This window comes from Mesorhizobium sp. RCAM 05099, assembly GCF_059683685.1.
Genome location: NZ_CM185035.1, coordinates 1,214,291 through 1,235,598, shown reverse-complemented (window position 1 = coordinate 1,235,598; position 21,308 = coordinate 1,214,291). Strand labels below are relative to the sequence as shown.

The following is a 21,308-nucleotide window of genomic DNA, read 5'->3' as shown; positions in this document are numbered from 1 at the left end:
GCCCCAATCCGATCGACCGATGATCGAGATCCGCAACGTCACCCGCAGCTATGGGGCGTTCAAGGCGCTGGACGACGCTTCGCTGACCATCAAGGAGGGCGAATTCTTCTCCCTGCTCGGCCCATCCGGCTGCGGCAAGACCACGCTGCTGCGGATGATCGCCGGATTCGACAATCCCACCAGTGGCTCGATCTCGGTTGGCGGGCAACCGATGGAAGGCATCCCGGCCAATCGCCGGCCGACCAACATGGTGTTCCAGAGCTATGCGATCTTCCCGCATCTCAATGTAGAGCAGAACGTCGCCTACGGACTGAAGCGGCTGAGGCTGCAGGGCGGCGAAGAGAAGCGCCGTGTCGAGGAGGCGCTGGCGCAGGTCTCGCTGACCGGGCTCGGCAAGCGCCTTGCCACCGAGCTTTCTGGCGGCCAGCGGCAGCGCGTCGCGCTCGCCCGCGCGCTGGTGATGCGTCCCAAGGTTCTGCTGCTTGACGAACCGCTGTCGGCGCTCGACAAGAAGCTGCGTGAACAGATGCAGGTCGAACTGCGCCGCCTGCAGCAGGCGGTTGGCATCACCTTCGTCCTTGTCACCCACGACCAGTATGAGGCGCTGGCCATGTCCGACCGCATCGCCGTGATGTTCGGCGGCAGGATCGCGCAGGTCGCCTCGCCCAAGGAGATCTACCAGCGGCCTGTCAACCGCCAGGTCGCCGACTTCCTCGGCGGCATGAATTTCGTCAAGGCTGAGATCGTCGAGGAGAACGGCGCCTCACTGGTCGTCGACACGCTGGGCTTCGGTCGCGTCAAGACCGACAAGCCGAAGGCCTTTGTGCGTAACGGCGCCGCCGCCACGCTCGGCATCAGGCCTGAACGCCTGCGCGTGCTGTGGGACAATGCGACAGCCAAGTTCGAGGTCGCCGGCAAGGTGGTCGAACGCCACTATTTCGGCGAGATCACCCATCTGATCGTCGAGATACCGGGACTGGAAAAGCCGCTGTCGGTGACCGAGACCAACGACTTCGGCGCCGACGACATCCCGGTCGGCACCTCGATCCGCCTCGCCTATGATCCAGAAGCGCTGGTGGCGATGGCGGACTGAAACTCTGCCATGACCTTGCGCGCGGCGATGCGTCCGGCAACGATCGCGCCTTCGACATAGCCTGGAAATGACGGCGACAGTTCCGAACTGGCGAAGTGGACCGGCGCAGCGCCTGCCAGGAGCGTGCGCTCGGCGTCGGTCGCCGTCGCATCGACGATGAGATCGCCGTACGCGCCGCCGCTCCAACGGTCATGCGTCCAGTCGCGACAGCTGAAATCGAGGATGCCAGCCGCTTGCGCGCCAAGAGCTTCGACCAGCCTCGCCGTCACTTCGACGCGCAGTCCAGCATCGCCAAGTTCGCGCCAGCGCAAGGCGAGCGGCCCGCCGATGAAGACCACCAGCGCCGCATGGCCATCGTCCTTGCCGACATCGCAGGCAAAAAGCCCGGGCAGGTCACGCCACATCACCATGCCGCTCAGGCCGTGGTCGCGCCAGAAGGCTGTGGGATAGCGCACCAGCACCTTGATCACGGCGCCGCTTTCCCAGACGCCGAGCGACCCGGCCAAGGCCGCCGGCAGCGGTGGCGAAAAATCCAGTTTCGCGGCCATCACCGGCGGCACGGCGATCAACACCGTCCGAGCCTCGATGGTGCCCGCCGTCGAGGCGAGACGAACCCTTCCCGGCCCGTGTCCGATCACCGTGACCGCGGCGCTCAGCCGCAGCCGATCGCCGAGATCGCGGGCCAGATCGTCGGCCAGCGAATGCATGGTTTCGCGCACGAAATACTGCAGTTCAGACACCTCATTGGTGATGCGGCGATCATTGTCGATAAGGTGCCAGAGCGGCATCTTTTCCAGTGCCTGGCACCACAGGCCTTCGATCATCGAGCGAAACGCCGCCTTGGCCGCTTCAGGGTCGCTCTGACCATCGAGCCATGCGGCGACGGTCAAGCCGGCAATGGTCGGATCGTCCGGTGCGATCGCATTCATGCGGTCGCGGATCGCCATCGAGGCGAGATAGGTGCGCTCGGCCTCTCTCGCGGACAGGATTGGCTGGGAGACGAATTCGCCGTCGACAAAAGTCTCGACCAGCGTCTTGCCACGCGCCCGCAGTAGCGCCATCAGCTCCGGCATATCCTCGCACAGGAACTGACCGCCGCTGTCGACGCGCTCGCCAAGGCCGTTTGATGTCGCCTCGACGCGCCCGCCGACACGGTCGCGCGCTTCGAGCAGGACGAAATCGATGCCGGCTGCCTTCAACTCAAGCGCTGCCGACAGGCCGGTAAAGCCGGCACCGACGATGACGACGTCGGTTCTTTCCGGTTCGCTCGTCAATAGCCGGCCTTGATCTTCTCGAACTCGGCGACCATCCGCTGCTTGAGTTCCGGTGCCACCGGCTGCTGGAACAGCGTCTTGTCGAGGAACTTGTCGAGATTGTCGAAGCCACGGTCGACCAGCACCTTGTGGTCGATTGCTGCCATGCCGGCGCCATTGCCGTGGCCGTAGCCGAAGGTCTTGACCATGTAGTCCGACACGCCAGGCGCATTGACCGCGCTGAGGAAATCATAGGCTTCATCGAGCTTGCCCGGCGCATCCTTCATCAGCGCATAGCCGCACACCCAGGTCGAAATGCCCTCCTTGGTGTCGCGGTTCATGGCGATCGGCATGCCTTGCCCCTTCAGCGTGACGAAGGTCTCGTTCCAGCCCCAGACGAGGTCGACCTCATTGCCGATGAAAGCCTGGTTGAGGTCGGTGTCGTCGGTCCAGTAGAAGCGGATGTTCTTGTGCACATCGCGCAGGAAGGCCGACGCCTCCTGGAACTGCGCGTCCGTCATCTTGGTCCAGTCCTTCAGCCCGATGACGAGGCTTGCCAGCGCGTAGGCGTCGTCGACATTGTCGCCGATGGTGACGCGGCCCTTGAATTTCGGATCGGCGAAGATCCTGAGCGATTGCGCCTGGTCAGCCGTGACCTTGTCGGTGCGGTAGAGCAGCGAGGTGTTGCCCCAGTCGAACGGCATGAACCAGGCCTTGCCGTCGGCGGTCGTGGCGAGATCCTTCATCGCCATGATGCCCGGATTGAGGTCCTTCCAGCCGGCGATCCGGGCGGTGTCGAGCGGCTGCAGCATGCCGGCCTCGCGCCATTTGACCACGCTTTGCGAACAGGGGTGGGCGATATCGGCCTTGAAACCCGCCCGCATCTTTTCGAACGCTTCATCCTCGTCGCCGAAGAAGGCGAAGGTCGGCTCGGCGCCATATTTGGCGGTGTAGGCCGGATGCAGCAGCGGGTCCTCATAGCCCGACCAGTCGAACACCACGAGATCCCCACCGCCTTCCGCGAAGGCATAGACCGCGCCGGCGCCGATCATGCACACGGCTGCAAGGGCAAGGCGGCGTAGCACTGACTTCATGGCGCGAAATTCCCCATCGCGAAAAAAAGCTGCTGCGAGGTTAGGAGAATTCCACTCACTTGGCGAGCCCGTCCGCCCACCAGACCGGCGGGCGGATGGCATTCCAGAGAGGGCTCAATAGCCGGCTTTGATCTTCTCGAATTCGGCGATCATCTTGAGCTTGAGATCGGAAGGCACCGGCGACTGGAACAGCGTCTTGTCGATGAATTTCTGCACGTCGTCATAGCCCTTTTCCTTCAGCACCGCCTGGTCGACGCCGGCCATGCCCTTGGCGTTGGCCTGACCATAGCCCCAGTCCTTGACCAGCACCTTGGCGGTCTCCGGATCGTTGACCGCGTTCAGATAGTCATAGGCCTTGTCGACATTGCCGGGCGCATCCTTGAACAGCACATAGCCGCAGACCCAGGTCGAGATGCCTTCGTCGGTGTCCTTCTTGGCCTTGATCGGCACGCCGGCGGCAACCGACTGGACCGTTGCATCGTTCCATGCCCAGGCGAGATCGACCTCGCCGCCGCTCAACAGCTGCACGACGTCCGTGGTATCGGTCCAGTAGGAGCGCACGTTCTTGTGCACCTGGCGCAGGAAATCCGACGCCTGCTTGAACTGGTCGTCCGTCATCTTGGTCCAGTCCTTGAGGCCGATGGCAAGGCTCGCCAGCGCGTAGGCGTCGTCGACATTGTCGCCGATCGACACCCGGCCCTTGAACTTGGGATCGGCGAACGCCTTCAGCGACTGCACATCCTTGGCGTCGATCTTGGAAGAGTTGTAGGTGAGCTGCGTGTTGCCCCAGTCCCACGGCATGAACCACGCCTTGCCGTCCGACGTGGTGGCGAGATCCTTCATCGCCATGATGCCGGGATTGAGGTCCTTCCAGCCTGATATCTTAGAGGTGTCGAGCGGCTGCAGCAGGCCTGCCTCGCGCCATTTCACCACGCTCTGCGAACAGGGATGGCCAAGATCGGCCTTGAAGCCGGAGCGAACCTTTTCGAACGCCTCGTCCTCATCGCCGAAGAAGGCGAAGGTCGGCGAGTCGCCGTTCTTCTCGACATATTTCGGATGGAAGCTGGGATCTTCATAACCGGACCAGTCGAACACGATCAGGTCCTTGTCGGCGGCGATCGCCAGTGCGGTGGCCGAGGCCGCCAATGTTCCCGCCAAAGCCAGTGTCAGCGTCAGGCGTCGAGTCAATGTCTTCATTGCTGTTCCATCCTCTGTCTTGTTCTGATTTTGTTATGGCTCCGCCGCGCCGGCGGCCTTCGACGGATAGTGTTTCGGGAATGCCGCCGCCAGGAATTCGTTCGCCGCCTGCAAGGCGGTCTCGCGGGTCGTGTCTTCGGTCCCCATCATCAATCGCAGCCACAAACCTTCCAGCATGGCGCTGAGCACCAGCGCCATGACTTGCGGTTCATAGGCGTAGCCGCCGCTCTGCTTGAGCGTCGCGCACAGGTCGATGAAGATGGTCTGATAGACGGCATCTCGCGCGCTGCTCAGCGCCTGGTAGGTCGGCCGCGACTTGGCCTCGCCCCAGAAGGCGCACCAGGCTGCCAGCTTGCGCTTGTTGCAGATCGACCGGTCGAAATCGGCAGAGACCAGCGCGTGAAGCTGATGGGCGGGATCATCGCCTGCCTTTTGCAGGGCATTGCGCCAGTGCGCCGAGTACTCGTCATACATATGCTGCAAGGTCGCGATGAGCAGCTTTTCCTTGCTCTCGAAATGAAAGTTGACGATACCGCGCGACAGACCCGCGCCGTCGGCGACATCGGCCATCGTCGTCTCCGAATAGCCACGCTTGGCCAGCGAATCGATCGTCGCCTCGATGAGCTGAAGCTGCCTGACCTCCTTCGAGGCCTTGCGGCCACGCTTTTCGGATTCGTTTTTCCGCGCCGGTTCGAGGCGGGCTTGCCTGACCTCTGCTGTCTTCATGGGTCTGATGGTCTCCAGCATCGCCAGCTATCCAACCGGCTTTCGACCGCGAAGATGAGTGGGACGGTGCTCGCCACTGTCAAGCACCTTCTGCATGGCTTCCCAGGTTCGTATGTTCTTGTCGACATAGGCCGCGCCAACCGCGGCCGCGACCGTTGGGTAGAGCGGTCCCTTCAGCCTTTCCAGTTCGCCGCGCGCGACGTCGCGATACCACGGATTGCGATCCCTGACCGTGACGTCGGCAAAGCCCGCCCGGCGCATCGCCTGCGCGTAGCGTGCCGGTGACGCCATGGCGAAGGACAGGCCTTCGGCGGCGACATAGGCCTTCATGTCAGGCGACGGTTCGCCGTCATGCGAGATCATCCAGTTGGAGGCAGCGAAAACGCCGCCCGGCTTCAGCACCCGGAAGATCTCGGCGAACAGCGCGTCCTTGTCAGGCACGTGCAACAGCGCATCCTTGGAGAAGACGGCATCGAAGGCGTGGTCGGCGAAAGGCAGGGGTCCGGGCGCCGCCTGGATGAAACTGGTGCGATCCGTGAGCCCACGCACGGCGGCGCGCTGCCTCGCTGTCTCGATCACAGGCTGTTCGACATCGAAGCCAGTGACGTGGGCAGCGCCATGGCGTTCGACCAGATGCAGGGTGATGCCGCCGGATCCACAGCCGATGTCGAGGATCGTCTTGCCCTCGAGCGAAAGCCCTTCAAGCACCCGGTCGACCTCGTCCGGCCCGCCCGGCGACAAATAACCATCGCCCCACAGCGCTTCGAGGAAGCGGATAGCGGTGTCGTCATACTCCGGCTCGGCATCTGCCGTTTCGATCATCGGCCCTCGGTCCCCAATCGCCGAATTGCGCATTGTCGAATGCCGGCAAAGCGTAGCGCATACCCGGGAAATCAGATCACGCAAAAATGAAGTGGCGGCGGATAGAATGAGCGAGCCAGAATGAAAGCTTGGGATGCGATCATCATCGGCGGCGGACATAACGGCCTGGTCAACGCCTGCTATCTGCAGCGCGCCGGGCTCGATGTGCTGGTCGTCGAGAAGAACGACTGGGTCGGCGGCGCCGCCACCAGCAGGGAACTGACGCCCGGCTTCCTCTACTCCAACTGCTCCTATGTCTGTTCGTTGTTCCGCCCCGAGATCATGCGCGACCTTGAATTGCCGCGCTTCGGCCTGCAGGTCATCGCCTATGAGGGCGGCGCGGTGTTCACGCGCGACGGCGACTACCTCGCCAACTACCGCGATCACGATGCGCACCGGCGCGAATTCGCCCGCTTTTCCAAGCGCGATGCCGAAGCCTATGACCGCTACGCCCGCGACGTGACGCGGCAGTGCCGCTTCATCCAGCCTCTCCTGATGCGCACCGCTCCCGACCCGACCAGCTTGCGGCCGCGCGACCTCGGCGAGCTTCTCTATCTTGGCAAGAAATTCGCCGGACTGTCGGCGCAGGAGATGGCGCTGACGCTACGCTTCTGGACCATGTCGATCTCGGAATTCCTCGACGAGTATTTCGAGACCGACGTGATCAAGGCGAACTTCGCTTTGTCAGGCATCATCGGCACCGCGCTCGGGCCGATGTCACCCGGCACCGCCTACGTGCTGCTGCACCACTACATGGGCGAGGTCGATGGCTCGGTCGGCGCCTGGGGCTATGCGCGCGGCGGCATGGGCGCGGTGACCAAGGCGCTGGCCGCGTCCTTCAAGGCGTCGGGCGGAACCATCCGCACAGGCGCCGAGGTCGACCATGTGCTGGTCGGCAGGGGCAAGGCCAGGGGCGTGGTGCTGGCCGGCGGCGAGGAGATCCGTGGCAAGCTCGTCGTCTCCAATGCCGACGTGAAGCGCACCTTCCTGAAGCTGGTCGAGGAAAAGGAACTGCCCGACATCTTCCTGCGCCGGGTCAGGAACTTCAAGATCCGCGGCTCGTCCGGCAAGGTCAACATCGCGCTCGATTCGCTGCCGGAATTCCCGGCGCTACCGAAGGATTCGCCGGTCTATCGCGGCGACATGCATTTCACCGATTCGATGGAGCGCATGGAGCGCGCCTATGACGATTGGAAAGCCGGGCGCTGGTCGGCCGATCCGTTCCTCGACATGGTCATCCCGACGACGCTCGACCCGACCATGGCGCCGCCTGGCAAACACTTCATGAGCTGCTTCGTGCAATACGCGCCGCCAAAGGTGAACGGCCGCGAGTGGACCGATGCCGACCGCGACGGCTTCGCCGAAAGCGTGATCGCGCAGATCGCCGAATACTCACCGGGCTTCCGCGACCGCATCGTCCATATGGAAGTGCGCACGCCACGCGAGATTGAGGCCGAGGTCGGCCTCACCGAAGGCAACATCTTTCAGGGTGAACTGACCTTCGACCAGCTTCTGTTCAACCGCCCTGTGCCGGGCTACGCACAATATCGTTCACCGGTCGGTGGCCTCTATATGTGCGGCTCCTCGACCCATCCCGGCGGCGGCGTCATGGGTGCGCCCGGCCGCAATGCCGCCGCCGAGATCCTGCGCGACCTCGCCAAGTCCACCTCGCATATGAGCCCGGCCCATGACGTCATTTGATGCCATCGTCATCGGCGGCGGCCACAACGGTCTCGTCACTGCTGCCACGCTGGCCAAAGCCGGCCGCAAGGTGCTGGTTCTGGAAGCCGGTGGCGAAGTCGGCGGCGCCGCGCGCACCGAAGAATTCGCGCCGGGCTTTCGCGTCTCCTCAGTCGCCCATCTGCTGAACCGGCTGCACCCCGAAATGGTGAAGACGCTGGAGCTGGAGAAATACGGACTGCGGTTCACCCGCGCCGACTTCCTGCCGTCGGTTGCGCTGTCGAAGGACGGCCCGCCGCTTGTCCTGCATGGCGCCTATGGCGAGGTGCTGACCGGCGCCAGCGCGTCCGAGCAATCGGCCTGGAAGCAATTGCGCGCGCAATTGCTGCGCTATGCCGGCATATTGAAACCTTTCCTGTCCCGCCGTCCGCCCGATCTCGCCGGCATGTCGCTGCTCGAGTCTGCTTCACTCGGCCAGACCGCGCTGGCGCTGAAGAAACTCGGCAAGGAAGACATGCGCGACTTCCTGCGCGTGCTGTTGATGAACGTTGCCGACTTGCTCGACGAGCAGCTTGCCGATGTCAGGCTGAAAGGCCTGCTCGCCTTCGATGCGACGCTTGGCAGCCATCTCGGCCCGCGCTCGCCGACCTCGCTGCTCGGCCTCTACCATCGCCTGGCCGGCGAGACCGCCGGTGCGGCCGGAGCGGAGGCACTGCCGCAAGGCGGCATGGGTGCGGTCGTCGCCGCCATTCGTGCCGCGGCGGAAAACGCCGGCGTGGTGATCCACGCATCGGCTCCGGTGGCAAAGATCATCATCGAGAAAAGCCGCGCCGTCGGCGTCGCGCTCGACAATGGCGAAGTGCTGCGCGCCAGGACCATCGTCTCGGCAATCAATCCGGCGACTACCTTCCTCGACCTTGTCGGGCCGCGCGAGATCGACACCGGGTTCATGCGCAAGGTGAAGAACATCCGCATGAAGGGCGATGCGGCCAAGCTCAATCTGGCGCTCGACCGGCCACCGCAATTCACTGGCGTCGATGCCGCCGGCCACAGGGGCCGGCTGGTCATCGCCCCCTCGCCCGATCACGTCGAGCGCGCTTTCAACCCATGCAAATACGGTGAGTTCTCGCCCGAACCGGTGATGGAGATCACGCTGCCCAGTCTTGCCGACCCGTCGCTTGCGCCGAGCGGCGCCTGCGTGTTGTCGGCGGTGGTGCAATACGCGCCCTACGCGTTGAAGGAAGGCTGGGACGCCGGCAAGCCGAAATTCCTCCAGGCGGTCATGGCGCAGCTCGAAGCCTATGCACCCGGCCTCGGCAAGAGCGTTGTCCATGCCGAGTTGCTGACGCCGGCCGATATCGAGACGCGTTACCGCATGCCGGGAGGCCACTGGCACCATGGCGAATTGCAGGCCGACCAGATGCTGATCTCGCGGCCGGTCTCCGGTTGGTCCGGCTATGACACACCGATCGAAGGGTTGTTTCTTGCCGGGGCCGGCTCGCATCCGGGCGGCGGTGTTTCCGGTGCACCTGGCCTCAACGCCGCGCGACGCATCATCGCGATGAAGGGGTAAGCCATGGCTCAGGCAACCAAAAAGAAGTCCATTGCAAAGACAGCCGACGCAGCCGTTTCCGCCCGCGTCGCAGCGCAATCCCATTTCCGCACCTTGCGTCTCGGCACACCATTCCAGCCGCGCATCGACGCGCTGGCCAAGACCCAGGACTGGTACAATTGGGCCGGCTACCGCGCGCCGCATTCGCTCTGGGACGAGGAACTCGAATACTTCGCCATCCGCAGCCAGGCCGGCCTGTTCGACATTTCGCCGATGACCAAATACCGCATCGAGGGGCCGGACGCCGAGGCCTTGCTCAACCGTGTCACCTTGCGCGATGTCACCAAGCTCAAGCCCGGCCGAGTCCACTATACGGCGTGGTGCGACGACGAGGGTTTCGTCCTCGACGACGGCACGCTGTTCCGGCTTTCGCCGACACGCTTCCGGCTGTGCTCGCAGGAACGGCATCTGCCCTGGCTCCTCGACAGCGCCATTGGCTTCGATGTGACGGTCGAAGAGGAAACCGAGGCCGTCGCCGGACTCGCCCTGCAAGGGCCGACATCCTTCGCCGTGCTGCGGGATGCCGGTTTCGTCGCCGTCGAGAAGCTCAGAATATTCGACCTCGCCGATTTCCCGCATGACGGTGGCACCGTCACCATTTCACGCACCGGCTTCACCGGCGATCTCGGCTACGAACTGTTCGTTTCGGCCGACAAGGCGCTGAGCCTGTGGGACCGGCTGATGATTGCGGGCGAACTGCGCGGCATCCGCGCCATCGGCTACACCGCGCTCAACCGCGCCCGGCTCGAAGCCGGGCTGATCGTCGCCAATGCCGACTTCACCACCGCCGAGCACGCCATCCGCGCCGACCGCCTGCGCATGCCTGACGAAATCGGTCTCGGCTTCATGATCGATCCGGAGAAAGGCCATTTCAACGGCCGCCGCGCCATCCTCGAGGCTCGCGCCAGACGCAAGCTGCGCCACGTGCTGGTTGGGCTGGAGATCGAAGGCAATATCCCGGCCGAACACGCCATCGTCTACTACAAGAAAAGCCAGGAGGTCGGTCTGGTCAGCGCCGCCATGTGGTCACCGATGGCCAAGCGCAACATCGCCATCGCCTCGCTGGAGCGGCCGTATGGTGATACCATTGTCGAGGACCTCTGGGTCGAGATCTACGCCATGCGCGAGCTGCAATATCAGAAGCTGATGAAGCGGGCCAAGGTGGTGGCGCGACCCTTCATCAGGCTTGAGCGCCGCACCGCCAATCCGCCGGCGGATTTCTGATCATGGCCGAGGAAGCCGACAAGCAGCAGGAAGATGGGCAGCAAGAAGATGGCGAAGCCGGCGAACAGTGGGAGCTGGTCAACACCCCGCTCGGCGAGAAATGGTCTGGCCGCACGCGCTATGCCGCCGCCATGTTCTTTTACAAGCGCGGCGAGATGAGCGCCGAAACGCTCGAAGTCTATCGCATCTGCGCGCGGCTCGATTCGGAAAATCCGCTGCCGATCATCCGCGATCGCGGCGTCGGCAGGGACTGGCTGAAGCGCATGGGCTTCGAATAGTAGACCTGAAAACCGTTGCCGGCGGGACGCCCTCAGCGGTCAGAACTTGTAGTTCAGACCGATACGGACGGCGTCAAACTTGGCATCCGACTTGAAGAAGCCGTTTGAAACGGCCGTCCATCCCAGATCGACATGCAGGTACTCTGCCTTGGCAGTCCAATTCTGATTGAATGCGTACTCGACGCCGCCGCCCGCGGACCATCCTACGTTGGTGCTGCTTGCCTGGTAGCTGGAAGAGTTGTCGATGCCCGACTTGACTCGGCCAAAAGCCAGACCGCCAGTGCCATAGATGAGCACGTTGTCGAGTGCGTAGCCGATCCTGCCTCGCACCGTCGAAAACCATTCGACCTTGGTGACACAAGCACCGGAGCCGCAGTTCCAGCTGCTACCGTCGGGCTGCCCCAGGTTGCCGGGTCCGAAACTTCCCTTGATGGCGGAATAGGACAAGTCAGCTTCGACGCCCGCGACCCAGTTCTGATGAAACTGGTAATTGTAGCCAACCGTTATACCGCCAATGAAGCCTTTGATATCGAATGGATCCGAATCAACACCGTCATTGAACTTGCTGTCGCCCCAGCCGTAGCCCGCTGTCAGGCCGACATAGGCACCGGACCAGTTGTAGGTCGATGCGACGGGAAGTTCGCTCACTGCGTCCGCCGCAAAAGCGCTGCCACTTGCGGCCAGCAGAACCGCAGTTGCGAAAAGAACCGATTTCATCGTCAGAGCCCCCAGCAATTGCAAAATCCTAGATGCGCTTGATAGGATTGTGAACTGGTAACCTCTTGCCAATGACCGGAATGCAACCCAGTGTTGCTTCAGTGCCACAAGGTTTGGCAAGAGATTGACTCAGCGAACCAGCGCAGTGCTTAGAAAGACTGCCTTGACGGCCGCCGATCGGTCCGGGCGAAAAAGGCCGGACCGGCGACCCTAGCCGATCGTTCTTTCCAGCATGCTCAACCAGTTGCGGTAGGCGATCTTCTCGATCAGCGCGCGGCCAAAACCGCGCGCCGCCAATGCGTCGATGAGCTTCGGCAGGCCGGCGACGTCGCCGATGACAGCCGGGATCATGGCGCCGTCGAAATCCGAGCCGAGGCCGACGCCGTCTTCACCCAGCGCCTGCAGCAGCGAATCGACATGACGCACCATGATGTCGAGGCTGGTGTCGGCATTCATGCGGCCGTCCTCGCGCAGGAAGCCGGTGGCGAAGTTCAGCCCGACCATGCCGCCGGTCTCGCGGATCGCACCGAGCTGCCAGTCGGTGAGATTGCGCGAATGACCGCAGATCGCATGCACGTTCGAATGGGTAGCCACCAGCGGCGCATCGCTGAGCGCGGCGACATCGCGGAAACCCTTTTCGTTGAGATGCGAGAGGTCGATCATGATCTTTAGCTGGTTGCAGGCCTTGACCAGTGCCTTGCCGGCATCGGTCAGGCCTGGTCCGGTGTCGGGCGAGGACGGAAAGCGGAACGGCACGCCATGGCCGAAAGCGTTCGGCCGGCTCCAGACGATGCCGAGCGAGCGCAGGCCGGCGGCATGCAGCACGTCGAGCATGGTGAGTTCGGGATCGATCGCCTCGACCCCCTCGATGTGGAACACCGCCGCGATCGACCCTTGCGCCATCGCGTCGCGCACATCGCCGGCGCTGCGGCAGACGGTCAGCGCACCGGCCCGTTCCAGCCTGAACAGGATGGAGGCCATCGCGATCGTCGAGTTGAGCGCATCGGCGCGCGGAACCTCGGGTGGCAACGGCTCGGTGTCGCTCGGCGCCAAGGGCACGGCACTGCGCCTGGTTTTCTCGACAGGTGGCGGAAAGATGGCGAACATGCCGCCGGCAAAGCCCCCGGCCTTGGCGCGCGGCAGGTCGATATGGCCGCCCGATTTCCCCTCAATGAACAGCTTTTCGGCGTCCGTGTCCTTCGACTGATAGAGCCTGAGCAACGTATCGTTGTGGCCGTCGAAGACGGGAACGAGGTCGGATTCGGTCATGGGGGATCATTCGGTTCGTTTGTCGGCGCTGCGATCTATCATACCTACTTAGGCAAGATGCGCGAGCCGCGCAAATGACAAAGCCATGCCGGCATGATGACAGTCACTTGTCGTGCCGTTTCCTGTCGGACAAATTCCGGCCGATCCCTATTGCTTCAGCACGTCGGCCCATTCCGGGTGACGTCGGAACTGGGCGTTGGCGAACGGGCAGAGCGGGATGATCTTCTTGCCCGCCGCACGTGCATCCTCGACGGCGCGGGTGACGAGCCGAAGCCCGGCACCCTGGCCACGAAATGCGTCCGGCACTTCGGTATGGTCGATGATGATCTGGTGCTCGCCGATCTTGGTGAAGGTCATCTCGGCCTCGGCGCCATTGGGCCCGCGCAGGACGTAGCGACCCTTGGAACCGCGATCCTCCAGTTCGACCTCGGGCAGTTGATCCGGCATCGCTACACTCCTTGGGTGGCACCGGCAAAAAGCCGCCGTGCCGCTTCGATCTCGTTTGGCCGCACCTCGTGCCCGCCTTCATGCCACTCCACTGTGACATCGGCGCCGTCGGCACGCAAATAGGCTTCGAGCCGCGTGGTCAGGTTCGGCGGGCAGATCGGATCGCGCTTGCCGGCGGTCACCAGGATATGGCGGCCGGCGAGGCTGCCCTTGACCTGCGGCTCGAACGGGATCAGCGGATGCATCAGCACCGTGGCGTCGAACAGCAATGGCGCGGCAAACACCACCGAGGCCAGGACGTTGGCGCCGTTGGAATAGCCAAGGCCCAGCACCGCCGACGGCTTCGCCGCCTCGACATGCGCCTTGACGAAGCCCGCCATCTTGTCCGTCGCCCGCGCCAGATCGCCCATGTCGTAGACGCCCTCGCCGGTGCGGCGGAAGAAGCGCGCGGCGCCATGTTCGGAAACATCGCCGCGCGGCGAGATGATGGTGGCTTGGGGCGCGAGATCGCGCCCCAGCGACAGAAGCTGGTTCTCGTCGGCCCCGGTGCCATGGAAGACGAAGAGCAGCGGACCGCCCGGCGAACCGGGCAGCAGCTTGTGGATGTAAGCGTCCTTGCTCATGGCTTCAGCCTTCCAGCTTCTGCAGATGCTGCTCGAGGTAGGGCCGCAGATGCTGGTGCTGCGTCGGCAGTTTCAGCGCCTCGCCGAGATGAGCGGTATCCTCATCGCGGTCGAAACCCGGCTCGTTGGTGGCGACCTCGAACAGCACGCCGCCCGGCGTGCGGAAATAGATCGCCCAGAAATAATCGCGATCGATCACCGGCGTCACCTGGTAGCCGGTGTCCATCAACGCCTTGCGCACTTCGAGCTGCTTGGCGCGGTTCTCGACGGCGAAGGCGACATGGTGGACGGAGCCGGCGCCGAGACCGGCGAAGGCCGCACCCGGCAGCGATTCGATGTCGACGATATCGGCGCCGTTGCCGTTCTTCACCGCCAGCCGCCTGACATTGCCTGACTTGTCGACCTCCTGGTAGCCCATGAACTTCAGCAGCTCTTCCGTGGCGCCGCCGTCCTTCAGCCGGAGCGACACGGAATGAAAGCCGCGGATCGCCTCGTCGGCGGGAATGCCGCCCTTGGCCCACGGCACTCTGCTGTCGGCCTTGTCCTCGACCAGCGCGAAGCCATCGCCGTCGGGACCGGCAAAGGCCAGGCGCTGCTCGCCGAACGCCTCTCCGCGCGACAGGCCGGTGACGCCTTCATCGGCGAAACGCTTTTCCCAATAGGCCAGCGTGCCTTCAGGCACGGAGTAGACCGTGGTGCCGACTTCGCCGACGCCATGACGGCCCTTGCCGATGTTCGGAAACGGAAAATACGTCATCACCGAACCCGGCGTGCCGGCCTCGTCGCCATAGTAGAGGTGGTAGACGTCGGGCGCGTCGAAATTGACCGTCTTTTTGACCCGGCGCTGGCCGAGTTTTCTGGTGAAGAATTCGTTGTTCTGGCGCGCATCCCTGGCCATTGAGGTCACGTGATGCAGGCCCTTGATCTGGTCGAGCATTGTCTTGCTCCTTCCCTTGGTGCTTGTGCGGCCCTCGCCGCTGTCAACGCCAATATGAGAACGCGACAGCTTGCGGCAAAGGCGGCAAACACAGAATGGACTGTGCTCAGAAAGTGAACAGTCAGCATGAATTTGTTCACCATTCGACTAACAGGTCCAGGCTTGCGCCGGCGCTAGAATTCGGTTCCATGAGCGGCGTTCGACCATGCAGGGATAAAGGTATCGCGAGTGACTGGAAATGGCAGGCGCCCGAATGTTCTCCTGATCACATGCGACCAGTGGCGCGGCGATTGCCTGTCGGTCGCCGGCCATCCGGTTGTGAAGACGCCGAATGCCGACGCGCTGGCCGCCGAGGGTGTGCTGTTCAGGCGGCACTATGGTGGCGCCGCGCCCTGCTCGCCGGCCCGCGCCTGCCTCTACACCGGCCTCTACCAGATGAACAACCGCGTCTGCCGCAACGGCACGCCGCTCGATGCCCGCCACGGCAACATCGCGCTGCATGCCCGGAGCCTCGGCTATGATCCGACGCTGTTCGGCTACACCGATGTGTCGCTCGACCCGCGCCTGCTGGCGCCGGGCGACCCTCGGCTGCAAAGCTATGAAGGCGTGCTGCCTGGATTCACGGTGCGCCAGTTGCTCCCCGAGCATCAGAAGCAGTGGCTGTCCTGGCTGAAGCAGCGGGGCATCGATACCAGCGCTGGATCTCCCGACATCCATCGCCCGGTGAACGACGGCGGCAAGGCCGACGATAGGATCAGCAACTCACCGCCCGTCTATTCCGGGGACGAGACCCCGGCCGCTTTTCTGACCGGCGAATTCTCTCGCTGGCTCGGCGAGCAGGAGCGGGCTGCACCGTGGTTCGCCCATCTTTCCTTCATCAGCCCGCACCCGCCCTTCATCGTGCCTGAGCCATACAACACCCTTTATGATCCCGCCGACGGTCCCGCCTTCCGGCGCGCGGCAAGTTGGCAGGCAGAGGCGAAGAGCCATCCCTATCTCGCCTATGACCTCGGCCTGCAGAAGCGTGCGAAGTTCCGGCCTGGTGTCGCGGGCAAGGTGCATGATTGGAGCGACGACGACTTTCGCCGCATCCGCGCGATCTATTACGGCATGATCTCCGAAATGGACGCGCAGCTCGGCCGCATCTGGCAAGTGGTCAAGGCCGCTGGCGCGTGGGACGACACCATCATCGTGCTGACCTCCGACCATGCCGAGATGATGGGCGACCATTTCATGCTCGGCAAGGGCGGTTATTTCGACGGCAGCTACCACATTCCGCTGATCGTCCGCGACCCGCGCCACGGCAATACCGGCGGCGCCAGCATCGATCGCTTCACCGAAGCGGTGGACATAGTGCCGACACTGCTCGACCTGCTCGGCGAGGATCCTGCGCCGCACCTCGACGGACGCTCGCTGAAGCCGTTCATCGAGGGTGAGAAACCGGAAGGCTGGCGCGACGCCGCGCATTGGGAGTTCGACTTCCGCTCGGTCGCCGACGGCGAGGCCGAGCGGCATTTCGGCATCGCATCACGCCAGTGCAACCTCGCCGTCGTGCGCACCGAAAAGTTCAAATATGTGCATTTCGGCGGCGGCCTGCCGCCGCTGCTGTTCGATCTGGAAAGAGACGCGGGTGAACTGAACAATCTCGCCGCCGACCCCGCGCATCTCGCCGTGCGGCTGGAATTCGCCGAGCGGCTGCTGGCCTGGCGGGCCGAACATCTCGACCAGTCGCTGGCGCTCACCGAACTGACCGAACATGGGGTTGCCGGCTATGTCAGTAAGGCAATAGGGATTTAGGCAGTAGGCAGCTAGAGGGTTACCCTACTGCCTACTGCCTACTGCCTACTGCCTACTGCCTACTGCCTACTGCCTACTGCCTACTGCCTACTGCCTACTGCCTACTGCCTACCGAACGATCAAGCGCTGCTGGTCGCGCTCCTGCGCATAGCTGCCCTTGTCGTAGGCGGCCTGAGCCTCCAGCTGCTCCTTGGTGAAGGTCGTATAGAGGTACTTGTTGCCCTCCTTGTCGGTCATGAATTTGAGGTTGTCCATGCCGACCGCGACCTCCTTCTCGCCGATGCCGAGGAATCCGCCGACATCGACGATCACCGCATCGGTCTTCTTGTCGGGCGTCAGTACGACATCACCGATCTCGCCGACCTTGGCGTCATTGGCGCCATAGACAGTCGTGCCCTTCAGGTCATCGCCGCGAATCTCACCAACAGGCATCTCGGTCAAGGTCGACTTGTCGATCGCTGCCGTCTGCGTCTGGTCGGGAGCCGAGGCATCAGGGGCAGCCGGAGCCTCAGCCGTCTTGCCGGCGGGACCCGTGGTGTCCAAGGGTGCAGCAGCCGGTGCGGTTGCTGCAGGCTCATTGGACGCCGTCGTTGCCGGCACCGGATCATAGGCCTTGCGGTTGAAGTCCGGCTGCGCCTGCAATTCTTCCTTGGTGGTCTGTGCCACCAGCCAACGGTCACCTTTTTTCTCGGCCCACTGAGCTTTGTCGAAATCATAGGCGACGTTCTTGGCGCCGAGGCCAAGGAAGCCGCCGACCCCTATGACCAGCGATTGCGCCTTGCCTTCCCTCGTCAGCACGATGTCGTTGACGCTGCCGATATTCTGCGCGTCATCGCCTGCGCCGTTGTAGACGGTTTCGCCGATGATGTTGGTGGCCAGATTGCCATCCGCACGCTTGACGGGCTCGGCCGTGGCGGCATTCATGTCGACGGGCTTCTGTGCGGTGTCCGTTGTCGCTGGCGCCGTCGGAGCCGTTGCATCAGTCGACGCCGCGGGCGCTGGCGCCGGGCCGTACGGCTTGCTGTCGAACTCGGGCTGCGCCGTCAACTCATCCTTGGTCGTCCGGGCAACCAGCCAGCGGTCGCCGTTCTTCTCGGCCCACTGCAACTTGTCATAGTCGAAAGCGACATTCTTCGCTCCCACACCCAGAAAGCCGCCGACACCGATGACGACGGATTTCGCCATACCATCCTTATCGAAGACGACGTCGCTGACCTTGCCGATGTCCTCAGCGTCATCGCCGGTGCCATTGTAGACGGATTCGCCGATGATGTTGGTGACGATGCTGCCTTCGGCGCGCGTTACTGGAGCAGCGGCCGGCTCCTGAACGGCAGGGGTCTGCGCCGGCGCCGGAGTGGTCGCGTTCTGCGCATGGGCCCCGGTCGCGACCAGCGCTATCGGACGCGGCATCTTGTACGAGTTCACAACGTCGTGACCATGCTGTTGTTCCGACAAAAACGCTGCCGGTTTCGCGACGAGAACGCGCGGCAGTTGAGCGCCGGCCGAAATACACGCCGCCGAATTGCAGGGCCGCCTCGGAACTTTTCCTCCTTTGCCGCGTTTCAGCCTGCGGCTGGGCGCGTCCCGGCCCGAATTGGGCTGACAAAGCGGAGCGGGGCATGAAATTTGCAGCGGTGCTGAACCGGGACGGCGGCACCTTGCGCACCACCGACCTTGCCGCTTTCTCCGACAGGATGCATCAGACCCTGGAGACGGCGGGCCACTCCCTCGCCATTGATATTGTTACCGGCAAGGACGTGGTCGAAGCGCTCGACAATGCTGCTTCGCGCCGTTCCGTAGATGTCGTGCTGGCCGGTGGCGGAGACGGAACCATTTCCGCGGCAGCCGCCCGGCTGATGGGCAAGAAGAAGGCGCTTGCCATATTGCCGGCCGGCACCATGAACCTGTTCGCGCGCGGGCTCGGCATTCCGCAATCCCTCGATGCCGCGCTGAAATCTTTTGCCGATGGCGAGATCATCGCGGTCGACATGGCCACGGCCAACGGCCGGCCCTTCGTCCACCAGTTCTCGATCGGCATGCATGCCAGGATGGTGCAACTGCGCCAGGGAATGGAATTCGGTTCGCGTCTCGGAAAGATCCGCGCTTCGGCCAAGGCAGCCTGGGCGACGATCAACAATCCACCGGCGATGAACGTGACGCTCCGCATCGGCGAAGCCGAGATGACGGCCCGCATAACCGGCATCGGCGTCACCAACAATCTGTTCGGCGAAGGCCACTTGCCTTACGCCGACAACCCGGCGGGTGGCGTGCTTGGCGTCTATGTCACGGTGGCGCGGCAGCGCGCCGAACTGGTCAAATTCGTCTTCAACGTGGCGCGCGGCAAGTGGCGCGACAACGAGCATGTCGAAATCCATCAGGCTGACCGAACAGTCCTGAAAATCCATTCAGGCATCAGGAAATTCCGCGCCGTCATGGACGGTGAACTGGTCAAGCTTGACCGTGAGACGACGATCGAGATCCAGCCTGGAGCATTGAATGTCCTGGTGCCGGCCAGCGTCGCCGAGGCAAAGGCTGCCTGATGCGATCCGAACCCATCGCGGCCGATACCCTAGTTGCTGGGAGCATTGCCCTGCTGGGTCGTGTCCTTCTTGATCAACTCGCCATAAATCTCGGCGCCGCCCCAAGCGACGAAGGCCAGCAGCAACGCCGCGATCAGAATGCGCAGGCCGTGTCGGCCCCAACGTCCCTGACGGGCTTTGTCCTCAGGAATGATCTTGGTCATGGCTGGCCCTCGCATCGTTTCGCGCCAGCTGGCGCGTCCGGCAAAACAACATGGTCGGGTAACGGTTCCTCGCTACGATGGTTCCGGGCCAGCGGGCGGCTCGGGGCTGGCGGACCCGCGAGGCGGCGGCGAACACCACGACGGGGCATTGGGGACTTGGGTGAATAGCAGGACGCAGACAGCGCCGGGTTTGCCGGCCGAAGTTGCACGCGCGGTAAAGGACGAGGACCGGCTGGCCGTGTTGCACGGGCTGCAGATGCTGGACACGGCGGCCGACCCGGATTTCGACCGCATAGGCAGCCTTGCCGCCGCGGTGATGCGGGCACCTGTCGCTCTGGTCACGCTCGTCGACGTAGGACGGCAGTGGTTCAAGTCTTGCATCGGCCTGGACGAGACTGAAACCGCGACCAACATCTCCTTCTGCGCCCATGCGATCGCCGCTGGCGACGAGCCCATGGTGGTGGCGGATGCAACGATCGACCCACGTTTCAAGGCCAACCCGCTGGTCACCGGCAAGCACCATGTCCGCTTCTACGCGGGCGCGCCGATGATCGTGGCCGGCGTCCGGATCGGCACGCTGTGCGTGCTCGACCGCAAGCCGCATGCCTTTCCATCCCGCGCGAAGTTGGACCAGTTGAAGGCGCTCGCCGGCCTTGCAAGCAGCCTGTTCACCTTGAAGGACGCGACCCGCAGTGGCGCCATCGCCGAGGCGGCGCTGGCGCGCGAGGAGAAACGGCGCGCCATCGCGCTCGATGCGGCGTCGTTGGCCAGCTGGGCATGGGATATCCGCGGCGACGTCATCGAATGCGACACCTTGCTGCCGGAGCTGTTCAACCTGCCGCGCTCGAACCGGCTGCGGGCGCGCGACATCCTCACCGCCATCGATCCTCGCGACGTCTACCAGACCGAAACACGCTTTCGCGATGCCTTGAGCGGCAGCGACGATTATTTCGGCGAATACCGGGTGAAGGGCTTTCATCCGCCGCGGTGGCTCGCCACGCGCGGCCGTGTCATCGAGCGCGATGGCGACGGCAAGCCGACGCTGATTTTCGGCGTCAACTATGACATCACCGAGCGCAAGCTTGGCGACGAGCGACAACGGCTGCTGCTGCGTGAGCTCAACCACCGCGTCAAGAACACGCTGGCGACCGTCCAGGCGCTGGCGACGCAGACCGTGCGCCATGCCCGCCAACCGAAGGAGTTCCTCGAGGCCTTCAGCGGCCGGCTTCAGGCCCTCGGCATCGCCCACAACCTCTTGTCCGACCGCGAGTGGCGCGGCATCGGCATCCGCGAACTCGTCCAGATCGAGGTGAAGCCTTTCGACACCGCCGAGCAGCCGCGCATGACGATCTCCGGCGCCGACCTGTTGCTGTCGCCCGACCAGGCCGTCGGACTTGGCCTGATCCTGCATGAACTGGCCAGCAATGCGCTGCAATATGGCTCGCTGTCGGTGGCGTCCGGCAAGGTTGATCTAAACTGGAAGACGCAAGGCAGGAAGGGGGACAGACGCCTTGTGCTGACGTGGCGCGAAAGCGGGGGCCCTGAGGTTGCCCCGCCCGAGCGACACGGCTTCGGCTCGATCCTGATCCGCCGCAGCCTTGCCAAGGTCATCTCGAGCGAAGTGACGCATGAGTTCCGGCCGGAAGGCGTATTTGCCGAAATATCCATGCCGTTGGAAGATCTGTCGAAATGACAGACCTTCATCCCGAAAAGTGGAAACCGGCTTTCGGGAAAGATCGTGGTCAACGAAGAAGCTG

The 21,308-nt window shown here is 63.6% G+C and carries 20 protein-coding genes; 8 read left to right on the top strand and 12 right to left on the bottom strand.

Translation table 11 applies throughout. The features are described 5' to 3' along the window. The first annotated feature begins 19 nt into the window (after positions 1-19). Positions 20-1,093: an ABC transporter ATP-binding protein gene (locus AC56QQ_RS06090; protein ID WP_256752766.1), complete on the top strand. Its 1,074-nt coding sequence runs from the start codon at positions 20-22 to the stop codon at positions 1,091-1,093. On the opposite strand, the gene AC56QQ_RS06085 is transcribed toward AC56QQ_RS06090, so the two are convergent. From AC56QQ_RS06085 to AC56QQ_RS06065, 5 genes are all read right to left on the bottom strand, one after another. After that, positions 1,057-2,367, bottom strand: coding sequence for a flavin monoamine oxidase family protein (locus AC56QQ_RS06085; protein WP_497125921.1), 1,311 nt, complete (start codon positions 2,365-2,367; stop codon positions 1,057-1,059). The two genes, AC56QQ_RS06090 and AC56QQ_RS06085, sit on opposite strands and share 37 nt — an antisense overlap. After that, positions 2,364-3,440, bottom strand: a complete 1,077-nt coding sequence (locus AC56QQ_RS06080; protein ID WP_497125920.1) for an extracellular solute-binding protein — start codon at positions 3,438-3,440, stop codon at positions 2,364-2,366. The genes AC56QQ_RS06085 and AC56QQ_RS06080 overlap by 4 nt, the downstream gene beginning before the upstream one ends. A 114-nt stretch (positions 3,441-3,554) precedes the next feature. Next, a complete protein-coding gene (locus AC56QQ_RS06075) occupies positions 3,555-4,637 on the bottom strand; it encodes an ABC transporter substrate-binding protein (RefSeq protein ID WP_497125919.1) in 1,083 nt (360 codons plus the stop codon). 33 nt (positions 4,638-4,670) lie between these two features. Beyond that, complete coding sequence (betI, locus tag AC56QQ_RS06070) at positions 4,671-5,384, bottom strand: transcriptional regulator BetI (RefSeq protein WP_497125918.1); 714 nt, start codon at positions 5,382-5,384, stop codon at positions 4,671-4,673. Between the two features lie 6 nt (positions 5,385-5,390). Then, positions 5,391-6,185, bottom strand: a complete 795-nt coding sequence (locus AC56QQ_RS06065; RefSeq protein WP_497125917.1) for a class I SAM-dependent methyltransferase — start codon at positions 6,183-6,185, stop codon at positions 5,391-5,393. Between the two features lie 120 nt (positions 6,186-6,305). Between AC56QQ_RS06065 and AC56QQ_RS06060 the strand changes: the two genes are divergently transcribed. The 4 genes from AC56QQ_RS06060 to AC56QQ_RS06045 are packed head-to-tail and all read left to right on the top strand — an operon-like array spanning position 6,306 to position 11,018. Next, positions 6,306-7,925, top strand: a complete 1,620-nt coding sequence (locus tag AC56QQ_RS06060) for a phytoene desaturase family protein (protein WP_497125916.1) — start codon at positions 6,306-6,308, stop codon at positions 7,923-7,925. Beyond that, complete coding sequence (locus AC56QQ_RS06055; RefSeq protein ID WP_497125915.1) at positions 7,912-9,477, top strand: phytoene desaturase family protein; 1,566 nt, start codon at positions 7,912-7,914, stop codon at positions 9,475-9,477. Before AC56QQ_RS06060 ends, AC56QQ_RS06055 begins: the two co-directional genes overlap by 14 nt. A 3-nt stretch (positions 9,478-9,480) precedes the next feature. Beyond that, positions 9,481-10,740, top strand: a complete 1,260-nt coding sequence (locus AC56QQ_RS06050; RefSeq protein WP_497125914.1) for an aminomethyl transferase family protein — start codon at positions 9,481-9,483, stop codon at positions 10,738-10,740. A 2-nt stretch (positions 10,741-10,742) separates the two neighbouring features. After that, a complete protein-coding gene (locus AC56QQ_RS06045; RefSeq protein WP_497125913.1) occupies positions 10,743-11,018 on the top strand; it encodes a hypothetical protein in 276 nt (91 codons plus the stop codon). Positions 11,019-11,057: 39 nt separating this feature from the next. On the opposite strand, the gene AC56QQ_RS06040 is transcribed toward AC56QQ_RS06045, so the two are convergent. From AC56QQ_RS06040 to AC56QQ_RS06020, 5 genes are all read right to left on the bottom strand, one after another. Then, positions 11,058-11,753, bottom strand: coding sequence for an outer membrane protein (locus AC56QQ_RS06040; protein ID WP_497125912.1), 696 nt, complete (start codon positions 11,751-11,753; stop codon positions 11,058-11,060). A gap of 192 nt (positions 11,754-11,945) precedes the next feature. Beyond that, complete coding sequence (locus tag AC56QQ_RS06035; protein ID WP_497125911.1) at positions 11,946-13,004, bottom strand: dipeptidase; 1,059 nt, start codon at positions 13,002-13,004, stop codon at positions 11,946-11,948. Positions 13,005-13,151: 147 nt separating this feature from the next. Next, complete coding sequence (locus AC56QQ_RS06030; protein WP_256752599.1) at positions 13,152-13,451, bottom strand: GNAT family N-acetyltransferase; 300 nt, start codon at positions 13,449-13,451, stop codon at positions 13,152-13,154. Positions 13,452-13,453: 2 nt separating this feature from the next. Then, a complete protein-coding gene (locus AC56QQ_RS06025) occupies positions 13,454-14,074 on the bottom strand; it encodes an alpha/beta hydrolase (protein ID WP_489858113.1) in 621 nt (206 codons plus the stop codon). 4 nt (positions 14,075-14,078) lie between these two features. Further along, the gene (locus AC56QQ_RS06020; protein WP_489858114.1) at positions 14,079-15,011 is read right to left on the bottom strand and encodes a VOC family protein; all 933 of its coding nucleotides are present in this window, start codon (positions 15,009-15,011) and stop codon (positions 14,079-14,081) included. A 228-nt stretch (positions 15,012-15,239) separates the two neighbouring features. On the opposite strand from AC56QQ_RS06020, the gene AC56QQ_RS06015 reads away from it, so the two are divergent. After that, positions 15,240-16,808 (top strand): alkaline phosphatase family protein, encoded by a 1,569-nt coding sequence (locus AC56QQ_RS06015; protein ID WP_497125910.1) that lies wholly within the window; start codon positions 15,240-15,242, stop codon positions 16,806-16,808. Positions 16,809-16,916: 108 nt separating this feature from the next. Here the strand turns inward: AC56QQ_RS06015 and AC56QQ_RS06010 are convergent, their stop codons facing one another. Beyond that, entirely contained in the window at positions 16,917-18,218 is a 1,302-nt protein-coding gene (locus AC56QQ_RS06010; protein WP_497125909.1) for a PRC-barrel domain-containing protein, read from the bottom strand. 209 nt (positions 18,219-18,427) lie between these two features. Between AC56QQ_RS06010 and AC56QQ_RS06005 the strand changes: the two genes are divergently transcribed. Continuing rightward, positions 18,428-19,348: a diacylglycerol/lipid kinase family protein gene (locus AC56QQ_RS06005; RefSeq protein ID WP_497125908.1), complete on the top strand. Its 921-nt coding sequence runs from the start codon at positions 18,428-18,430 to the stop codon at positions 19,346-19,348. Positions 19,349-19,377: 29 nt separating this feature from the next. On the opposite strand, the gene AC56QQ_RS06000 is transcribed toward AC56QQ_RS06005, so the two are convergent. Further along, entirely contained in the window at positions 19,378-19,551 is a 174-nt protein-coding gene (locus tag AC56QQ_RS06000; protein WP_489858118.1) for a hypothetical protein, read from the bottom strand. Between the two features lie 160 nt (positions 19,552-19,711). On the opposite strand from AC56QQ_RS06000, the gene AC56QQ_RS05995 reads away from it, so the two are divergent. After that, positions 19,712-21,244, top strand: coding sequence for a sensor histidine kinase (locus AC56QQ_RS05995; protein WP_497125907.1), 1,533 nt, complete (start codon positions 19,712-19,714; stop codon positions 21,242-21,244). Positions 21,245-21,308 lie beyond the last annotated feature (64 nt).

What these genes read in the sequence shown, in the direction of transcription:
- AC56QQ_RS06025 (WP_489858113.1), bottom strand. Translation starts at nt 14,074, where the DNA reads ATGAGCAAGGACGCTTACATCCACAAGCTGCTGCCCGGTTCGCCGGGC.
- AC56QQ_RS06050 (WP_497125914.1), top strand. Translation starts at nt 9,481, where the DNA reads ATGGCTCAGGCAACCAAAAAGAAGTCCATTGCAAAGACAGCCGACGCA.
- AC56QQ_RS06090 (WP_256752766.1), top strand. Translation starts at nt 20, where the DNA reads ATGATCGAGATCCGCAACGTCACCCGCAGCTATGGGGCGTTCAAGGCG.
- AC56QQ_RS06055 (WP_497125915.1), top strand. Translation starts at nt 7,912, where the DNA reads ATGACGTCATTTGATGCCATCGTCATCGGCGGCGGCCACAACGGTCTC.
- AC56QQ_RS06075 (WP_497125919.1), bottom strand. Translation starts at nt 4,637, where the DNA reads ATGAAGACATTGACTCGACGCCTGACGCTGACACTGGCTTTGGCGGGA.
- AC56QQ_RS06010 (WP_497125909.1), bottom strand. Translation starts at nt 18,218, where the DNA reads ATGCCGCGTCCGATAGCGCTGGTCGCGACCGGGGCCCATGCGCAGAAC.
- AC56QQ_RS06030 (WP_256752599.1), bottom strand. Translation starts at nt 13,451, where the DNA reads ATGCCGGATCAACTGCCCGAGGTCGAACTGGAGGATCGCGGTTCCAAG.
- AC56QQ_RS06060 (WP_497125916.1), top strand. Translation starts at nt 6,306, where the DNA reads ATGAAAGCTTGGGATGCGATCATCATCGGCGGCGGACATAACGGCCTG.
- AC56QQ_RS06065 (WP_497125917.1), bottom strand. Translation starts at nt 6,185, where the DNA reads ATGATCGAAACGGCAGATGCCGAGCCGGAGTATGACGACACCGCTATC.
- AC56QQ_RS06035 (WP_497125911.1), bottom strand. Translation starts at nt 13,004, where the DNA reads ATGACCGAATCCGACCTCGTTCCCGTCTTCGACGGCCACAACGATACG.
- betI (WP_497125918.1), bottom strand. Translation starts at nt 5,384, where the DNA reads ATGCTGGAGACCATCAGACCCATGAAGACAGCAGAGGTCAGGCAAGCC.
- AC56QQ_RS06020 (WP_489858114.1), bottom strand. Translation starts at nt 15,011, where the DNA reads ATGCTCGACCAGATCAAGGGCCTGCATCACGTGACCTCAATGGCCAGG.
- AC56QQ_RS06005 (WP_497125908.1), top strand. Translation starts at nt 18,428, where the DNA reads ATGAAATTTGCAGCGGTGCTGAACCGGGACGGCGGCACCTTGCGCACC.
- AC56QQ_RS06045 (WP_497125913.1), top strand. Translation starts at nt 10,743, where the DNA reads ATGGCCGAGGAAGCCGACAAGCAGCAGGAAGATGGGCAGCAAGAAGAT.
- AC56QQ_RS06000 (WP_489858118.1), bottom strand. Translation starts at nt 19,551, where the DNA reads ATGACCAAGATCATTCCTGAGGACAAAGCCCGTCAGGGACGTTGGGGC.
- AC56QQ_RS06080 (WP_497125920.1), bottom strand. Translation starts at nt 3,440, where the DNA reads ATGAAGTCAGTGCTACGCCGCCTTGCCCTTGCAGCCGTGTGCATGATC.